Origin of the sequence: Escherichia sp. MOD1-EC6021, assembly GCF_002965245.1 — a bacterium.
GTDB lineage: Bacteria > Pseudomonadota > Gammaproteobacteria > Enterobacterales > Enterobacteriaceae > Escherichia > Escherichia coli_F.
The window spans coordinates 51,477-63,935 of sequence record NZ_PTRU01000014.1 but is presented as its reverse complement, the minus strand read 5'-3'; the positions used below and the strand labels follow the sequence as shown (position 1 = coordinate 63,935).

Genomic DNA, 12,459 nt, shown 5'->3' with positions numbered 1-12,459 from the left:
TCAATTCTTACAGGAAATAGTACCATGCAGCCAAACGACATCACTTTTTTTCAACGTTTCCAGGATGACATTCTGGCTGGGCGTAAAACCATCACCATCCGCGACGAGTCTGAATCGCACTTCAAAACGGGTGATGTGCTTCGTGTCGGGCGTTTTGAAGATGACGGTTATTTTTGCACGATTGAAGTCACCGCAACCTCAACCGTAACGCTGGATACACTGACGGAAAAACATGCAGAGCAGGAAAATATGACCCTGACTGATCTGAAAAAGGTCATTGCCGATATCTATCCCGGCCAGACACAGTTTTATGTGATTGAATTTAAATGCCTTTAAATTGAACTCACGCCTGTTAGTTGAAATTTCGCATTTAATTTCATGATTTTTCGGAGATTAGTCTCAAATCAGAATTTATTTTAGCTAACAGGTGTTCACTGGAACTATTCTCAGTTACGCTGGAGAAGTGTTCACGTGCGTGTACGTTTCTCCGGAGTAAGTTATGGTTCAGAAGCCCCTCATTAAGCAGGGATATTCGCTGGCAGAGGAAATTGCCAACAGCGTCAGTCACGGCATTGGGCTGGTGTTTGGTATCGTTGGGCTGGTGTTGTTACTGGTTCAGGCGGTGGATCTCAATGCCAGCGCCACAGCGATAACCAGTTACAGCCTCTATGGCGGCAGTATGATCCTGCTGTTTCTTGCTTCGACGCTTTATCACGCCGTTCCCCATCAACGGGCAAAAATGTGGCTGAAGAAATTTGACCACTGTGCCATTTATCTATTGATTGCCGGAACCTACACGCCGTTTTTGCTGGTGGGGCTGGATTCTCCGTTAGCGCGCGGGTTGATGATTGTTATCTGGAGCCTGGCGCTGTTGGGGATTCTGTTCAAGCTGACCATCGCGCACCGATTCAAAATTTTATCTCTGGTGACTTATCTGGCGATGGGCTGGCTGTCGCTGGTGGTGATTTATGAAATGGCCGTTAAGCTCGCGGCGGGCAGCGTTACCTTACTGGCGGTAGGCGGAGTGGTTTATTCGCTCGGGGTGATTTTCTATGTCTGCAAACGCATTCCGTACAATCATGCCATCTGGCACGGCTTTGTGCTCGGCGGCAGCGTGTGCCACTTTCTGGCGATCTATTTGTATATTGGGCAGGCGTAATGAGTGTGCCTTTGTAGGCCTGATAAGACGCGTCAGCGTCGCATCAGGCATCGGATCGCAACTGCCGGATGCGGCGTGAACGCCTTATCCGGCCTACGGGCCGCGTCCTTGGTGTGATAAAGGCACCAAATCCCAGGCATGATAAGACGCGTCAGCGTCGCATCAGGCAATAGTCGCCGGAGCGATACAGAGATTTACTCTTCGAGCGAATACGGCAGCGGCTCGATATGCAATGTATTCATATCGTCGCGTACGCGGAAGATGCTGTCCGGTTCCATATCGTTATTCATGACGACCTGTACCACGACCTGACCATCTTCCAGTTTTACCGCAGCCAGCACCGTACCGGTACGACGCCAGTTCTCGCCCATTTTCAGCTCTAAATCTTCACCCGCTTCCGGCAGTCGGCTGGCGCTACCTGCCAGCAGCCAGAGGGCACGTTTGTTGGCACCGCGGAATTTAGCTCGTGCCACCATCTCTTGTCCGGTATAACAGCCTTTTTTAAAGCTGATGCCGCCCAGCGCCTGGAGGTTGGTCGCCTGTGGGATAAACTGCCCGCTGTTGGCGGCATCAATCACCGGAAAACCCGCTTCAATGTTTAATGCCAGCCACTGTTGGCTATTGTTCAGTTCCGCTTCACCGCGCAGTTTATCGGTCAGCGTATTGGCGGTAGCTTCATCGGTTACGATCAGGAAACGTTCTGCTGGGTGTTCAAACCATAGCAGGGTAGTCGCACCTTCTCTGATAACCTGCTTTTCCTTCGAAGGTAATTCACTAAAGAGGTTAGCCAGCGCAGCGCGTGCCTGAAAACCGGCAACACCAAGCAGCACACGTTCATCGTCTGGCGCGATGGTCACTTTAGAGAACACCGCATATTTTTTCAGTTCAGTCAGTTGCGACTCGCGCACGCTGCGCCGTTCAATCCACGCAAAGCCATCGCCGTCGCGGAACAGACGTAAATTGCTCCACATTTTACCTTTGGCGTCGCAATGGGCGGCGAGCAGGTGCTGATCTTCTGTCATCTGGCTGACATCTGCTGTCACCTGACCCTGCATATATTTTTCGCTGTCCGTGCCAGTAATGGTGGCAAGCGCCCAGTCATCAAGCGTCATCAGCGTCAGCGGTAAACGGGCAGAAGCCGTAGGCTGACGGGGAGGAAAAGGTGTAAAAGCCATAATGGAGTCCTGTTTTACAAACGGCGTATTTATGACTAATGGTAAAAGAGCTATGAGGCAATGCAAGTGCTTTCACTACGCGATCTGTGCCTTCTGATATGCTTTGCGAGGCGACTTCCAAAAAAATGAAGCCCTTGAAATATTGTGGGTTAATTTCGCGATCGCGATTGTGTTTACTGATATTCCCGCAAAAGAAGTCGAAAAACACGTTACAATAGCCTGGTACTGGATTTTCGTGAGACAGGAAGAAGATGGACATTAATAACAAAGCCCGCATTCACTGGGCATGCCGCCGTGGTATGCGCGAACTCGATATTTCAATCATGCCGTTTTTCGAACATGAGTACGACAGCTTAAGTGATGACGAAAAACGCATCTTTATTCGTCTGCTGGAATGTGACGATCCCGATCTGTTCAACTGGCTGATGAATCACGGTAAACCGGCCGATGCAGAACTGGAAATGATGGTCCGACTCATCCAGACACGGAATCGGGAACGTGGTCCTGTGGCAATCTGATTTACGCGTCTCCTGGCGCGCGCAGTGGCTTTCCTTGCTGATTCATGGGCTGGTTGCCGCTGTTATTTTACTCATGCCCTGGCCGTTAAGTTACACCCCGTTATGGATGGTGTTACTTTCGCTGGTGGTGTTTGATTGCGTTCGCAGCCAGCGACGCATTAATGCCCGCCAGGGGGAAATTCGCCTGTTGATGGACGGGCGTTTGCGTTGGCAAGGGCAGGAGTGGAGCATCGTCAAAGCGCCGTGGATGATTAAGAGCGGCATGATGCTGCGTTTACGTTCTGACAGCGGTAAACGGCAACATTTATGGCTGGCAGCCGACAGCATGGACGAAGACGAATGGCGGGATTTACGGCGGATATTGTTGCAACAAGAGACGCAAAGATAAAGATGACGGCAAAGCCTGTGCGCTAAGCCGTCAGTGACGTCAGGCGTAATGCTCTGCCATTTCGTTGAGGATTTGCTCGCACCAGCTCTGAATACGCTCGTCGCTAAGGTCATACTGATTAGTTTCGTCCAGCGCCAGACCCACGAACAGTTGCCCGTCAGCAATCACCGGTTTCGGGCTGGTGAACTCATATCCTTCCGTTGGCCAGTAGCCGACGAACTTCACGCCTTTGGTCGAGAGTTTGTCATGCAGCATGCCGAGCGCATCGAGGAACCACTCGCCATACCCCAGTTGATCGCCAAGCCCATACAGCGCAACAATTTTACCTTCGAGATTCAGGTCGTCGAGCTGATCCCAGACGGCTTCCCAGTCTTCCTGGATTTCGCCAAAATCCCAGGTCGGGATACCCAGAATGAGCACATCGTACTGCTCCATTAATTTCGGGGAGTCGTCCTTGAGGTTATGTAAGGTCACCAGTTCTGGGCCGATAATATCGCGGATTTTTTCTGCCGCCATTTCGGTGTAACAGGTGCTGGAACCGTAAAAAAGACCCATATTCATAACGTAAGCTTCTCGATTCTGCTGTGGCTTTTGCGGCTAGTGTATCAGAATCGCTTTAGTCACGGCACAATAAGGCATAATGGATCAAATGAGTGACCATAAGGGGCGCAAGTGAAACAGGATCTGGCACGCATCGAGCAGTTTCTTGATGCTCTGTGGCTGGAAAAAAATCTGGCTGAAAATACGTTGAACGCATACCGTCGCGATCTGTCAATGATGGTGGAGTGGTTGCATCACCGCGGGTTGACGCTGGCGACGGCGCAAAGTGACGATTTGCAGGCATTACTGGCAGAACGGCTGGAGGGTGGGTATAAAGCCACCAGCTCAGCGCGTTTGCTGAGTGCAGTGCGCCGATTGTTCCAGTATCTTTATCGCGAAAAGTTTCGTGAAGACGATCCCAGCGCGCATCTCGCTTCGCCGAAATTGCCCCAGCGTTTGCCAAAAGATTTAAGCGAAGCGCAGGTCGAACGATTATTACAGGCACCATTAATTGATCAGCCACTGGAGCTGCGCGATAAAGCCATGCTTGAAGTGTTGTATGCTACCGGGCTGCGAGTCTCTGAACTGGTCGGGCTGACAATGAGTGATATCAGCCTGCGTCAGGGCGTAGTGCGGGTCATTGGTAAAGGCAACAAAGAACGCCTTGTGCCGTTAGGTGAAGAGGCGGTTTACTGGCTGGAAACTTATCTGGAACACGGGCGACCGTGGTTGCTAAACGGTGTGTCAATTGACGTGTTGTTTCCCAGTCAGCGCGCGCAGCAGATGACGAGACAAACCTTCTGGCACCGCATTAAACATTATGCTGTGCTGGCGGGTATCGACAGCGAAAAGCTGTCACCGCATGTGTTGCGTCACGCTTTTGCCACTCATTTATTAAATCATGGTGCGGATTTACGCGTGGTGCAGATGCTACTGGGCCACAGCGATCTCTCCACCACGCAAATTTATACGCATGTCGCTACCGAGCGACTGCGGCAACTTCATCAACAGCATCACCCGCGGGCGTGATGTCTGAAAAGAACGGGAAGATTTATGAAGAAAGGTTTTATGTTATTTACGTTGTTGGCGGCGTTTTCAGGCTTTGCTCAGGCGGATGACGCGGTAATTCAACAGACGTTAGCCAAAATGGGCATCAAAAGCAGCGATATTCAGCCTGCACCCGTGGCTGGCATGAAGACAGTTCTGACTAACAGCGGTGTGTTGTACATCACCGATGACGGTAAACATATCATTCAGGGGCCAATGTATGACGTTAGCGGAACGGCTCCGGTCAATGTCACCAATAAGATGCTGTTAAAGCAACTGAACGCGCTTGAAAACGAGATGATCGTTTATAAAGCGCCGCAGGAAAAACACGTCATTACCGTGTTTACTGATATTACCTGTGGTTACTGCCACAAACTGCATGAGCAAATGGCAGACTACAACGCGCTGGGGATCACCGTGCGTTATCTTGCTTTCCCTCGCCAGGGGCTGGAGAGCCAGGCTGAGCAACAAATGAAAGCCATCTGGTGTGCGAAAGATAAAAAGAAAGCGTTTGATGATGTGATGGCGGGTAAAGCTGCCACTCCGGCAAGTTGCGATATCGATATTGCCGATCATTACGCACTTGGCGTCCAGCTTGGCGTTAGTGGCACTCCGGCAATTGTGCTGAGCAATGGCACACTTGTTCCGGGTTACCAGCCGCCGAAAGAGATGAAAGAATTCCTCGACGAACACCAAAAAATGACCAGCGGTAAATAATTCGCGTGAAACAACAGATACAACTTCGTCGCCGTGAAGTCGATGAAACGGCAGACTTGCCCGCTGAATTGCCTCCCTTGCTGCGCCGTTTATATGCCAGCCGGGGAGTACGCAGTGCGCAAGAACTGGAACGCAGTGTTAAAGGTATGCTGCCCTGGCAGCAACTGAGCGGCGTCGAAAAGGCCGTTGAGATCCTTTACAACGCTTTTCGCGAAGGAACGCGGATTATGGTGGTCGGTGACTTCGACGCCGACGGTGCCACCAGCACGGCTCTAAGCGTGCTGGCGATGCGCTCGCTTGGTTGCAGCAATATCGACTACCTGGTACCAAACCGTTTCGAAGACGGTTACGGCTTAAGCCCGGAAGTGGTCGATCAGGCCCATGCCCGTGGCGCGCAGTTAATTGTCACGGTGGATAACGGCATTTCCTCCCATACGGGGGTTGAACATGCTCGATCGTTGGGCATTCCGGTTATTGTTACCGATCACCATTTGCCGGGCGAAACATTACCCGCGGCGAAAGCGATCATTAACCCTAACTTGCGCGACTGCAATTTCCCGTCGAAATCACTGGCAGGCGTGGGGGTGGCGTTTTATCTGATGCTGGCGCTGCGCACCTTTTTGCGCGATCAGGGCTGGTTTGATGAGCGCGGCATCGCAATTCCTAACCTGGCAGAACTGCTGGATCTGGTCGCGTTGGGGACAGTGGCGGACGTCGTGCCGCTGGATGCTAATAATCGCATTCTGACCTGGCAGGGGATGAGTCGCATCCGTGCCGGAAAGTGCCGTCCAGGGATTAAAGCGTTGCTGGAAGTGGCCAACCGCGATGCGCAAAAACTCGCCGCCAGCGATTTAGGTTTTGCGCTGGGGCCACGTCTCAATGCAGCCGGGAGACTGGATGATATGTCCGTTGGTGTGGCGCTGTTGCTGTGCGACAATATCGGCGAAGCGCGAGTACTGGCAAATGAACTCGATGCGCTAAACCAGACGCGAAAAGAGATCGAACAGGGAATGCAGGTTGAAGCCCTGACCCTGTGCGAGAAACTGGAGCGCAGCCGCGACACGCTACCCGGCGGGCTGGCAATGTATCACCCGGAATGGCATCAGGGCGTTGTCGGTATTCTGGCTTCGCGTATTAAAGAGCGTTTTCACCGTCCGGTTATCGCTTTTGCGCCTGCGGGTGACGGTACGCTGAAAGGTTCCGGTCGCTCCATTCAGGGGCTGCATATGCGTGATGCGCTGGAGCGGCTAGACACACTCTACCCCGGCATGATGCTGAAGTTTGGCGGTCATGCGATGGCGGCAGGCCTGTCGCTGGAAGAGGATAAATTCGAACTCTTTCAGCAACGGTTTGGCGAACTGGTTACTGAGTGGCTGGACCCTTCGCTATTGCAAGGCGAAGTGGTGTCAGACGGTCCGCTAAGCCCAGCCGAAATGACCATGGAAGTGGCGCAGCTGCTGCGCGATGCTGGCCCGTGGGGGCAGATGTTCCCGGAGCCGCTGTTTGACGGTCATTTCCGTCTGCTGCAACAGCGGCTGGTGGGCGAGCGTCATTTGAAAGTCATGGTCGAACCGGTCGGCGGCGGTCCGCTGCTGGACGGTATTGCTTTTAATGTCGATACCGCCCTCTGGCCGGATAACGGCGTGCGCGAAGTGCAACTGGCTTACAAGCTGGATATCAACGAGTTTCGCGGCAACCGCAGCCTGCAAATTATCATCGACAATATCTGGCCAATTTAGCGTCATATTATCTATAAAAAAGAGCGTGGATTGGGTACAATCCCGCTCTTATCACCGCATTTTGACTAGCTCAATAAAAGAAATCAGACCATGTTTGAAATTAATCCGGTAAATAATCGCATTCAGGACCTCACGGAACGCTCCGACGTTCTTAGGGGGTATCTTTGACTATGACGCCAAGAAAGAGCGTCTGGAAGAAGTAAACGCCGAGCTGGAACAGCCGGATGTCTGGAACGAACCCGAACGCGCACAGGCGCTGGGTAAAGAGCGTTCCTCCCTCGAAGCCGTTGTCGACACCCTCGACCAAATGAAACAGGGGCTGGAAGATGTTTCTGGTCTGCTGGAGCTGGCTGTAGAAGCTGACGACGAAGAAACCTTTAACGAAGCCGTTGCTGAACTCGACGCCCTGGAAGAAAAACTGGCGCAGCTTGAGTTCCGTCGTATGTTCTCTGGCGAATATGATAGCGCCGACTGCTACCTCGATATTCAGGCAGGTTCTGGCGGTACGGAAGCACAGGACTGGGCGAGCATGCTTGAGCGTATGTATCTGCGCTGGGCTGAATCGCGTGGTTTCAAAACTGAAATTATCGAAGAGTCGGAAGGTGAAGTGGCGGGTATTAAATCCGTGACTATCAAAATCTCCGGCGATTACGCTTACGGCTGGCTGCGTACAGAAACTGGCGTTCACCGCCTGGTGCGTAAGAGCCCGTTTGACTCCGGCGGTCGTCGCCACACGTCGTTCAGCTCCGCGTTTGTTTACCCGGAAGTCGATGATGATATCGATATCGAAATCAATCCGGCGGATCTGCGCATCGACGTTTATCGCGCATCCGGCGCGGGTGGTCAGCACGTTAACCGTACCGAATCTGCGGTGCGTATTACTCACATCCCAACCGGGATCGTGACCCAGTGCCAGAACGACCGTTCCCAGCACAAGAATAAAGACCAGGCCATGAAGCAGATGAAAGCGAAGCTTTATGAACTGGAGATGCAGAAGAAAAATGCCGAGAAACAGGCGATGGAAGATAACAAATCCGACATCGGCTGGGGCAGCCAGATTCGTTCTTATGTCCTTGATGACTCCCGCATTAAAGATCTGCGCACCGGGGTAGAAACCCGCAACACGCAGGCCGTGCTGGACGGCAGCCTGGATCAATTTATCGAAGCAAGTTTGAAAGCAGGGTTATGAGGAACCAACATGTCTGAACAACACGCACAGGGCGCTGACGCGGTAGTCGATCTTAACAATGAACTGAAAACGCGTCGTGAGAAGCTGGCGAACCTGCGCGAGCAGGGGATTGCCTTCCCGAACGATTTCCGTCGCGATCATACCTCTGACCAATTGCACGCAGAATTCGACGGTAAAGAGAACGAAGAACTGGAAGCGCTGAACATCGAAGTTGCCGTTGCTGGCCGCATGATGACCCGTCGTATTATGGGTAAAGCCTCCTTCGTTACTCTGCAGGACGTTGGCGGCCGCATTCAGCTGTACGTTGCCCGTGACGATTTACCGGAAGGCGTTTACAACGATCAATTCAAAAAATGGGATCTCGGCGATATCCTCGGCGCGAAAGGTAAACTGTTCAAAACCAAAACGGGTGAACTGTCTATCCACTGTACCGAGCTGCGTCTGCTGACCAAAGCACTGCGTCCGCTGCCGGACAAATTCCACGGTTTGCAGGATCAGGAAGCGCGCTATCGTCAGCGTTATCTGGATCTCATTTCTAACGATGAATCCCGCAACACCTTTAAAGTGCGTTCGCAGATCCTCTCTGGCATTCGCCAGTTCATGGTGAATCGTGGCTTTATGGAAGTTGAAACGCCGATGATGCAGGTGATCCCAGGCGGCGCGGCGGCGCGTCCGTTTATCACCCATCACAATGCGCTGGATCTCGACATGTACCTGCGTATCGCGCCGGAACTGTACCTCAAGCGTCTGGTGGTTGGTGGCTTCGAGCGTGTATTCGAAATCAACCGTAACTTCCGTAACGAAGGTATTTCCGTACGTCATAACCCAGAGTTCACCATGATGGAACTCTATATGGCTTACGCGGATTACAAAGATCTGATCGAGCTGACCGAATCGCTGTTCCGTACTCTGGCACAGGATATTCTCGGTAAGACGGAAGTGACCTACGGCGACGTGACGCTGGACTTCGGTAAACCGTTCGAAAAACTGACCATGCGTGAAGCGATCAAGAAATATCGCCCGGAAACCGACATGGCGGATCTGGACAACTTCGACTCTGCGAAAGCGATTGCTGAATCTATCGGCATCCACGTTGAGAAGAGCTGGGGTCTGGGCCGTATCGTTACCGAGATCTTCGAAGAAGTGGCAGAAGCACATCTGATTCAGCCGACCTTCATTACTGAATATCCGGCAGAAGTTTCTCCGCTGGCGCGTCGTAATGACGTTAACCCGGAAATCACTGACCGCTTTGAGTTCTTCATTGGTGGTCGTGAAATCGGTAACGGTTTTAGCGAGCTGAATGACGCGGAAGATCAGGCGCAGCGCTTCCTGGATCAGGTTGCCGCGAAAGACGCAGGCGACGACGAAGCGATGTTCTACGACGAAGATTATGTCACCGCACTGGAACACGGCTTACCGCCGACAGCAGGTCTGGGAATTGGTATCGACCGTATGGTAATGCTGTTCACCAACAGCCATACCATCCGCGACGTTATTCTGTTCCCGGCGATGCGTCCGGTGAAATAAGCATTACGTTATGCTCACAACCCCGGCAAATGTCGGGGTTTTTTATTTAAGCTGGGTAAATGCAGATAATCGTTTTCTGGCTTCGCGATTTGTCGCCTGCATCACCATCCACGGACTGAACGCCCACGGCGTGGCATCAATACCGCGTAAAACCGCTGCTAAATCACACCATTGATAATCCATCACTTCATCATCGTTGATCTGTAACGCACTGGTCGTGCGTGCGGCAAATACCGGACATACTTCATTTTCTACAATGCCATTCGGATCGGTGGCGCGGTAGCGAAAGTCAGGATAGACCGGTTCTGGTGCTGTTATTTCCACACCCAGTTCAAAGCGGCAACGGCGGATCACCGCGTATTCGTTGCTTTCGCCCAGTTGTGGGTGCCCACAAACCGAGTTAGTCCACACGCCCGGCCATGCTTTTTTGCTAAGGGCGCGGCGGGTAACTAATAATTGCCCTTTGGCATTAAACAGCCAGCAGGAGAACGCGAGATGTAAGAGAGTGTCTGCCGTGTGTGCGGCATACTTTTCCAGCGTACCCGTGGGAACTCCCTGTGCATTCAATAAAATGACGTGTTCCGTTTGCATAATTTCTCACATGTAATTCTAATCACTCATCATTATAGATAATTGAAGAGTGAAATGATTAACCAAGTGAGCGTTTATCGACAACCGCCCGTTTTGAGCGGATGTCGACAGGTAAAACCATTTAAAAAAGCAGCATCATATATTTGAAGCGACTTTCAATGGCCATTGCAACACAGTCAGAAATGACAGGAATAGAGAGAGTAAAAAGCAACAACAGACTGAATATAGCGCGCATTAAAAGATTCATATTATTCTCCATGCTCATTTTTCTTCAGCTTGCGCATCAGAAGCCACATACGTACTGTCCTGACTTTTAAATCTTTATCAGAGACGGATTCCTTCACCAGATCAGCATGATGCTGATAGCCATTAAAGAAGACGTTCAGCACAACGGCGCTAAGGGTTGCGAGCATAATGCCGCTATGCAGCAACGGTTGCAGTACGGCCGGTAACTTAGAAAAGAAATCGTGTGAGAGCGTCGGAGTCATGCCAACGCCGAGACTGATCGCCACAATATAGAGGTTGTAACGGTTAGTGGTGTAGTTACAGCGCGACAGAATTCGAATCCCCGTCGCCAGTACCATGCCGAACATCACCAGCCCTGCGCCGCCAAGCACAAATTGCGGAATCGAGGCTACCAGCACCGCCATTTTGGGCACCATGCCAAACATGATTAATATGATCCCCGAAGAAATACACACCCAGCGACTATGAACGCGAGTCACGCTAACCAGGCCAACGTTTTGAGAAAATGACGTGTGGGGGAAGCTGTTAAACGTTCCGCCTATCATTGTCCCTACACCATCGACACGCAGCCCGCGAATAATATCGTGCGAAGAGAGTTTACGACCGACTATTTCACCCAGTGCCAGGAACATCCCCATCGACTCGATAAACACGATGATTAACACAGCGGTCATGGTTAGAATAGAAACGGGGTCAAATACCGGCATACCAAACGACATTGGGGTGACAATCGCAAACCACGAAGCATCATGTAGCCCGGACAAATTGACTTCATTCATCATCCACGAAAGTAAAAAGCCAAATACAATCCCCAGTAATACGGCGACGTTGGACATAAATCCTTTCGCATAGCGAGTAATGAGCAAGATAAAAATTAAGACGGCAAAGGAGATACCTAAATAAACGGGATTACCATATTGCGGATTCCCTTTACCTCCAGCGGCCCAGTCAATACCGACCTGAATAATGCTAAGCCCGATAGAAGTAATAACCACACCGGTAACCAGTGGCGGGAATAAAGGCATTAAGCGACCGATAAGTGGTGCTAATAATGTGGTGATAAATCCCGCGGCGATAGTGGCACCAAATATCCCCAGCAGGCCGATATCCGGGTTCATGCCAATGGCTATCATTGGTGTTACAGCAGCAAAGGTTACCGACATAATCACCGGCAGACGGATCCCCATAAAGCGGCCGATACCGATACATTGTAATAATGTGACGATCCCGCAGCAAAAGAGATCCGAGCTAATGAGCATCGCAATAGCTTCTTTTGAGAGGCCCAGTCGGTCACCAATCATAAGAGGAACAGCGACTGCACCTGCGTACATTACAAGGACGTGTTGCAGACCGAGTATGATCAGCTTTCCTGGTGATAATATGCGGTCAACCTCATCAGTTGGGCGGTCTTGCCCTGAAGATGAGGGAAGTTGGGAATCTATGGCGCTCATCAGTGTTTCTCCTTTCGCCCGCCAGAGTAAAAAGCAACCGTTTACGTTCATGAAACTGTTTAAACACATGCTCGTGGAGTGCCAGTTTTTGCAAGGAAGGGGAGTTAGAGACAGGAATTGCGGAGGCAATCACATAATCGTGATTAAACTACGAAAATGAGAAGAGAACCAG

The 12,459-nt window shown here is 51.4% G+C and carries 15 protein-coding genes; 10 read left to right on the top strand and 5 right to left on the bottom strand.

Features of this window, described 5'->3' with window-relative positions; translation table 11 throughout:
- Positions 1-24 precede the first annotated feature (24 nt).
- Both yqfB and trhA read left to right on the top strand, forming a co-directional pair.
- On the top strand, positions 25-336 hold the full coding sequence (gene yqfB, locus BEB54_RS16635) for a N(4)-acetylcytidine aminohydrolase (RefSeq protein WP_001182952.1): 312 nt from the start codon (positions 25-27) through the stop codon (positions 334-336).
- A gap of 163 nt (positions 337-499) precedes the next feature.
- The gene (gene trhA / locus BEB54_RS16630) at positions 500-1,159 is read left to right on the top strand and encodes a PAQR family membrane homeostasis protein TrhA (RefSeq protein WP_000250283.1); all 660 of its coding nucleotides are present in this window, start codon (positions 500-502) and stop codon (positions 1,157-1,159) included.
- Positions 1,160-1,353: 194 nt separating this feature from the next.
- On the opposite strand, the gene ygfZ is transcribed toward trhA, so the two are convergent.
- Positions 1,354-2,334 (bottom strand): tRNA-modifying protein YgfZ, encoded by a 981-nt coding sequence (gene ygfZ / locus BEB54_RS16625; RefSeq protein ID WP_000886105.1) that lies wholly within the window; start codon positions 2,332-2,334, stop codon positions 1,354-1,356.
- Positions 2,335-2,585: 251 nt separating this feature from the next.
- Here ygfZ and sdhE point away from each other — a divergent pair, with 251 nt between their 5' ends.
- Both sdhE and BEB54_RS16610 read left to right on the top strand, forming a co-directional pair.
- Positions 2,586-2,852, top strand: a complete 267-nt coding sequence (gene sdhE, locus BEB54_RS16615) for an FAD assembly factor SdhE (RefSeq protein WP_000354046.1) — start codon at positions 2,586-2,588, stop codon at positions 2,850-2,852.
- A complete protein-coding gene (locus BEB54_RS16610) occupies positions 2,833-3,240 on the top strand; it encodes a protein YgfX (protein WP_105276711.1) in 408 nt (135 codons plus the stop codon). Before sdhE ends, BEB54_RS16610 begins: the two co-directional genes overlap by 20 nt.
- 39 nt (positions 3,241-3,279) lie before the next feature.
- Here BEB54_RS16610 and fldB read toward each other — a convergent pair whose 3' ends face one another.
- Positions 3,280-3,801, bottom strand: a complete 522-nt coding sequence (fldB, locus tag BEB54_RS16605; RefSeq protein ID WP_001055874.1) for a flavodoxin FldB — start codon at positions 3,799-3,801, stop codon at positions 3,280-3,282.
- A 111-nt stretch (positions 3,802-3,912) separates the two neighbouring features.
- On the opposite strand from fldB, the gene xerD reads away from it, so the two are divergent.
- The 5 genes from xerD (at position 3,913) to lysS (ending at position 9,999) form a co-directional block, all read left to right on the top strand.
- On the top strand, positions 3,913-4,809 hold the full coding sequence (xerD, locus tag BEB54_RS16600; RefSeq protein ID WP_000806638.1) for a site-specific tyrosine recombinase XerD: 897 nt from the start codon (positions 3,913-3,915) through the stop codon (positions 4,807-4,809).
- Between the two features lie 24 nt (positions 4,810-4,833).
- Positions 4,834-5,544, top strand: a complete 711-nt coding sequence (gene dsbC, locus BEB54_RS16595; protein ID WP_105276710.1) for a bifunctional protein-disulfide isomerase/oxidoreductase DsbC — start codon at positions 4,834-4,836, stop codon at positions 5,542-5,544.
- Between the two features lie 5 nt (positions 5,545-5,549).
- Entirely contained in the window at positions 5,550-7,283 is a 1,734-nt protein-coding gene (gene recJ / locus BEB54_RS16590) for a single-stranded-DNA-specific exonuclease RecJ (protein ID WP_105276709.1), read from the top strand.
- Between the two features lie 90 nt (positions 7,284-7,373).
- Positions 7,374-8,472, top strand: a protein-coding gene (gene prfB / locus BEB54_RS16585; protein WP_001701073.1) for a peptide chain release factor 2 whose coding sequence is annotated in 2 segments (ribosomal slippage) — positions 7,374-7,448 and positions 7,450-8,472 — 1,098 coding nt in all. Because the reading frame shifts where the segments join, the coding sequence is not laid out codon by codon here.
- 9 nt (positions 8,473-8,481) lie between these two features.
- A complete protein-coding gene (gene lysS, locus BEB54_RS16580) occupies positions 8,482-9,999 on the top strand; it encodes a lysine--tRNA ligase (RefSeq protein WP_000003061.1) in 1,518 nt (505 codons plus the stop codon).
- A gap of 42 nt (positions 10,000-10,041) precedes the next feature.
- Here the strand turns inward: lysS and idi are convergent, their stop codons facing one another.
- On the bottom strand, positions 10,042-10,590 hold the full coding sequence (idi, locus tag BEB54_RS16575) for an isopentenyl-diphosphate Delta-isomerase (protein ID WP_105276708.1): 549 nt from the start codon (positions 10,588-10,590) through the stop codon (positions 10,042-10,044).
- Between the two features lie 54 nt (positions 10,591-10,644).
- Here idi and BEB54_RS29360 point away from each other — a divergent pair, with 54 nt between their 5' ends.
- Positions 10,645-10,737, top strand: a complete 93-nt coding sequence (locus tag BEB54_RS29360; RefSeq protein ID WP_223344823.1) for a hypothetical protein — start codon at positions 10,645-10,647, stop codon at positions 10,735-10,737.
- Here the strand turns inward: BEB54_RS29360 and yqfG are convergent.
- Both yqfG and uacT read right to left on the bottom strand, forming a co-directional pair.
- Entirely contained in the window at positions 10,712-10,837 is a 126-nt protein-coding gene (gene yqfG, locus BEB54_RS16570) for a protein YqfG (RefSeq protein WP_001050745.1), read from the bottom strand. The two genes, BEB54_RS29360 and yqfG, sit on opposite strands and share 26 nt — an antisense overlap.
- Before the next feature lies 1 nt (position 10,838).
- Positions 10,839-12,287 (bottom strand): urate/proton symporter UacT, encoded by a 1,449-nt coding sequence (gene uacT / locus BEB54_RS16565; RefSeq protein ID WP_001354956.1) that lies wholly within the window; start codon positions 12,285-12,287, stop codon positions 10,839-10,841.
- Positions 12,288-12,459: the final 172 nt, after the last annotated feature.

Excerpts from the sequence above, each read along its gene's own strand:
- lysS (WP_000003061.1), top strand. The coding sequence starts at position 8,482 with ATGTCTGAACAACACGCACAGGGCGCTGACGCGGTAGTCGATCTTAAC.
- trhA (WP_000250283.1), top strand. The coding sequence starts at position 500 with ATGGTTCAGAAGCCCCTCATTAAGCAGGGATATTCGCTGGCAGAGGAA.
- dsbC (WP_105276710.1), top strand. The coding sequence starts at position 4,834 with ATGAAGAAAGGTTTTATGTTATTTACGTTGTTGGCGGCGTTTTCAGGC.
- yqfB (WP_001182952.1), top strand. The coding sequence starts at position 25 with ATGCAGCCAAACGACATCACTTTTTTTCAACGTTTCCAGGATGACATT.
- ygfZ (WP_000886105.1), bottom strand. The coding sequence starts at position 2,334 with ATGGCTTTTACACCTTTTCCTCCCCGTCAGCCTACGGCTTCTGCCCGT.
- idi (WP_105276708.1), bottom strand. The coding sequence starts at position 10,590 with ATGCAAACGGAACACGTCATTTTATTGAATGCACAGGGAGTTCCCACG.
- sdhE (WP_000354046.1), top strand. The coding sequence starts at position 2,586 with ATGGACATTAATAACAAAGCCCGCATTCACTGGGCATGCCGCCGTGGT.
- yqfG (WP_001050745.1), bottom strand. The coding sequence starts at position 10,837 with ATGAATCTTTTAATGCGCGCTATATTCAGTCTGTTGTTGCTTTTTACT.
- BEB54_RS29360 (WP_223344823.1), top strand. The coding sequence starts at position 10,645 with ATGATTAACCAAGTGAGCGTTTATCGACAACCGCCCGTTTTGAGCGGA.
- uacT (WP_001354956.1), bottom strand. The coding sequence starts at position 12,287 with ATGAGCGCCATAGATTCCCAACTTCCCTCATCTTCAGGGCAAGACCGC.
- fldB (WP_001055874.1), bottom strand. The coding sequence starts at position 3,801 with ATGAATATGGGTCTTTTTTACGGTTCCAGCACCTGTTACACCGAAATG.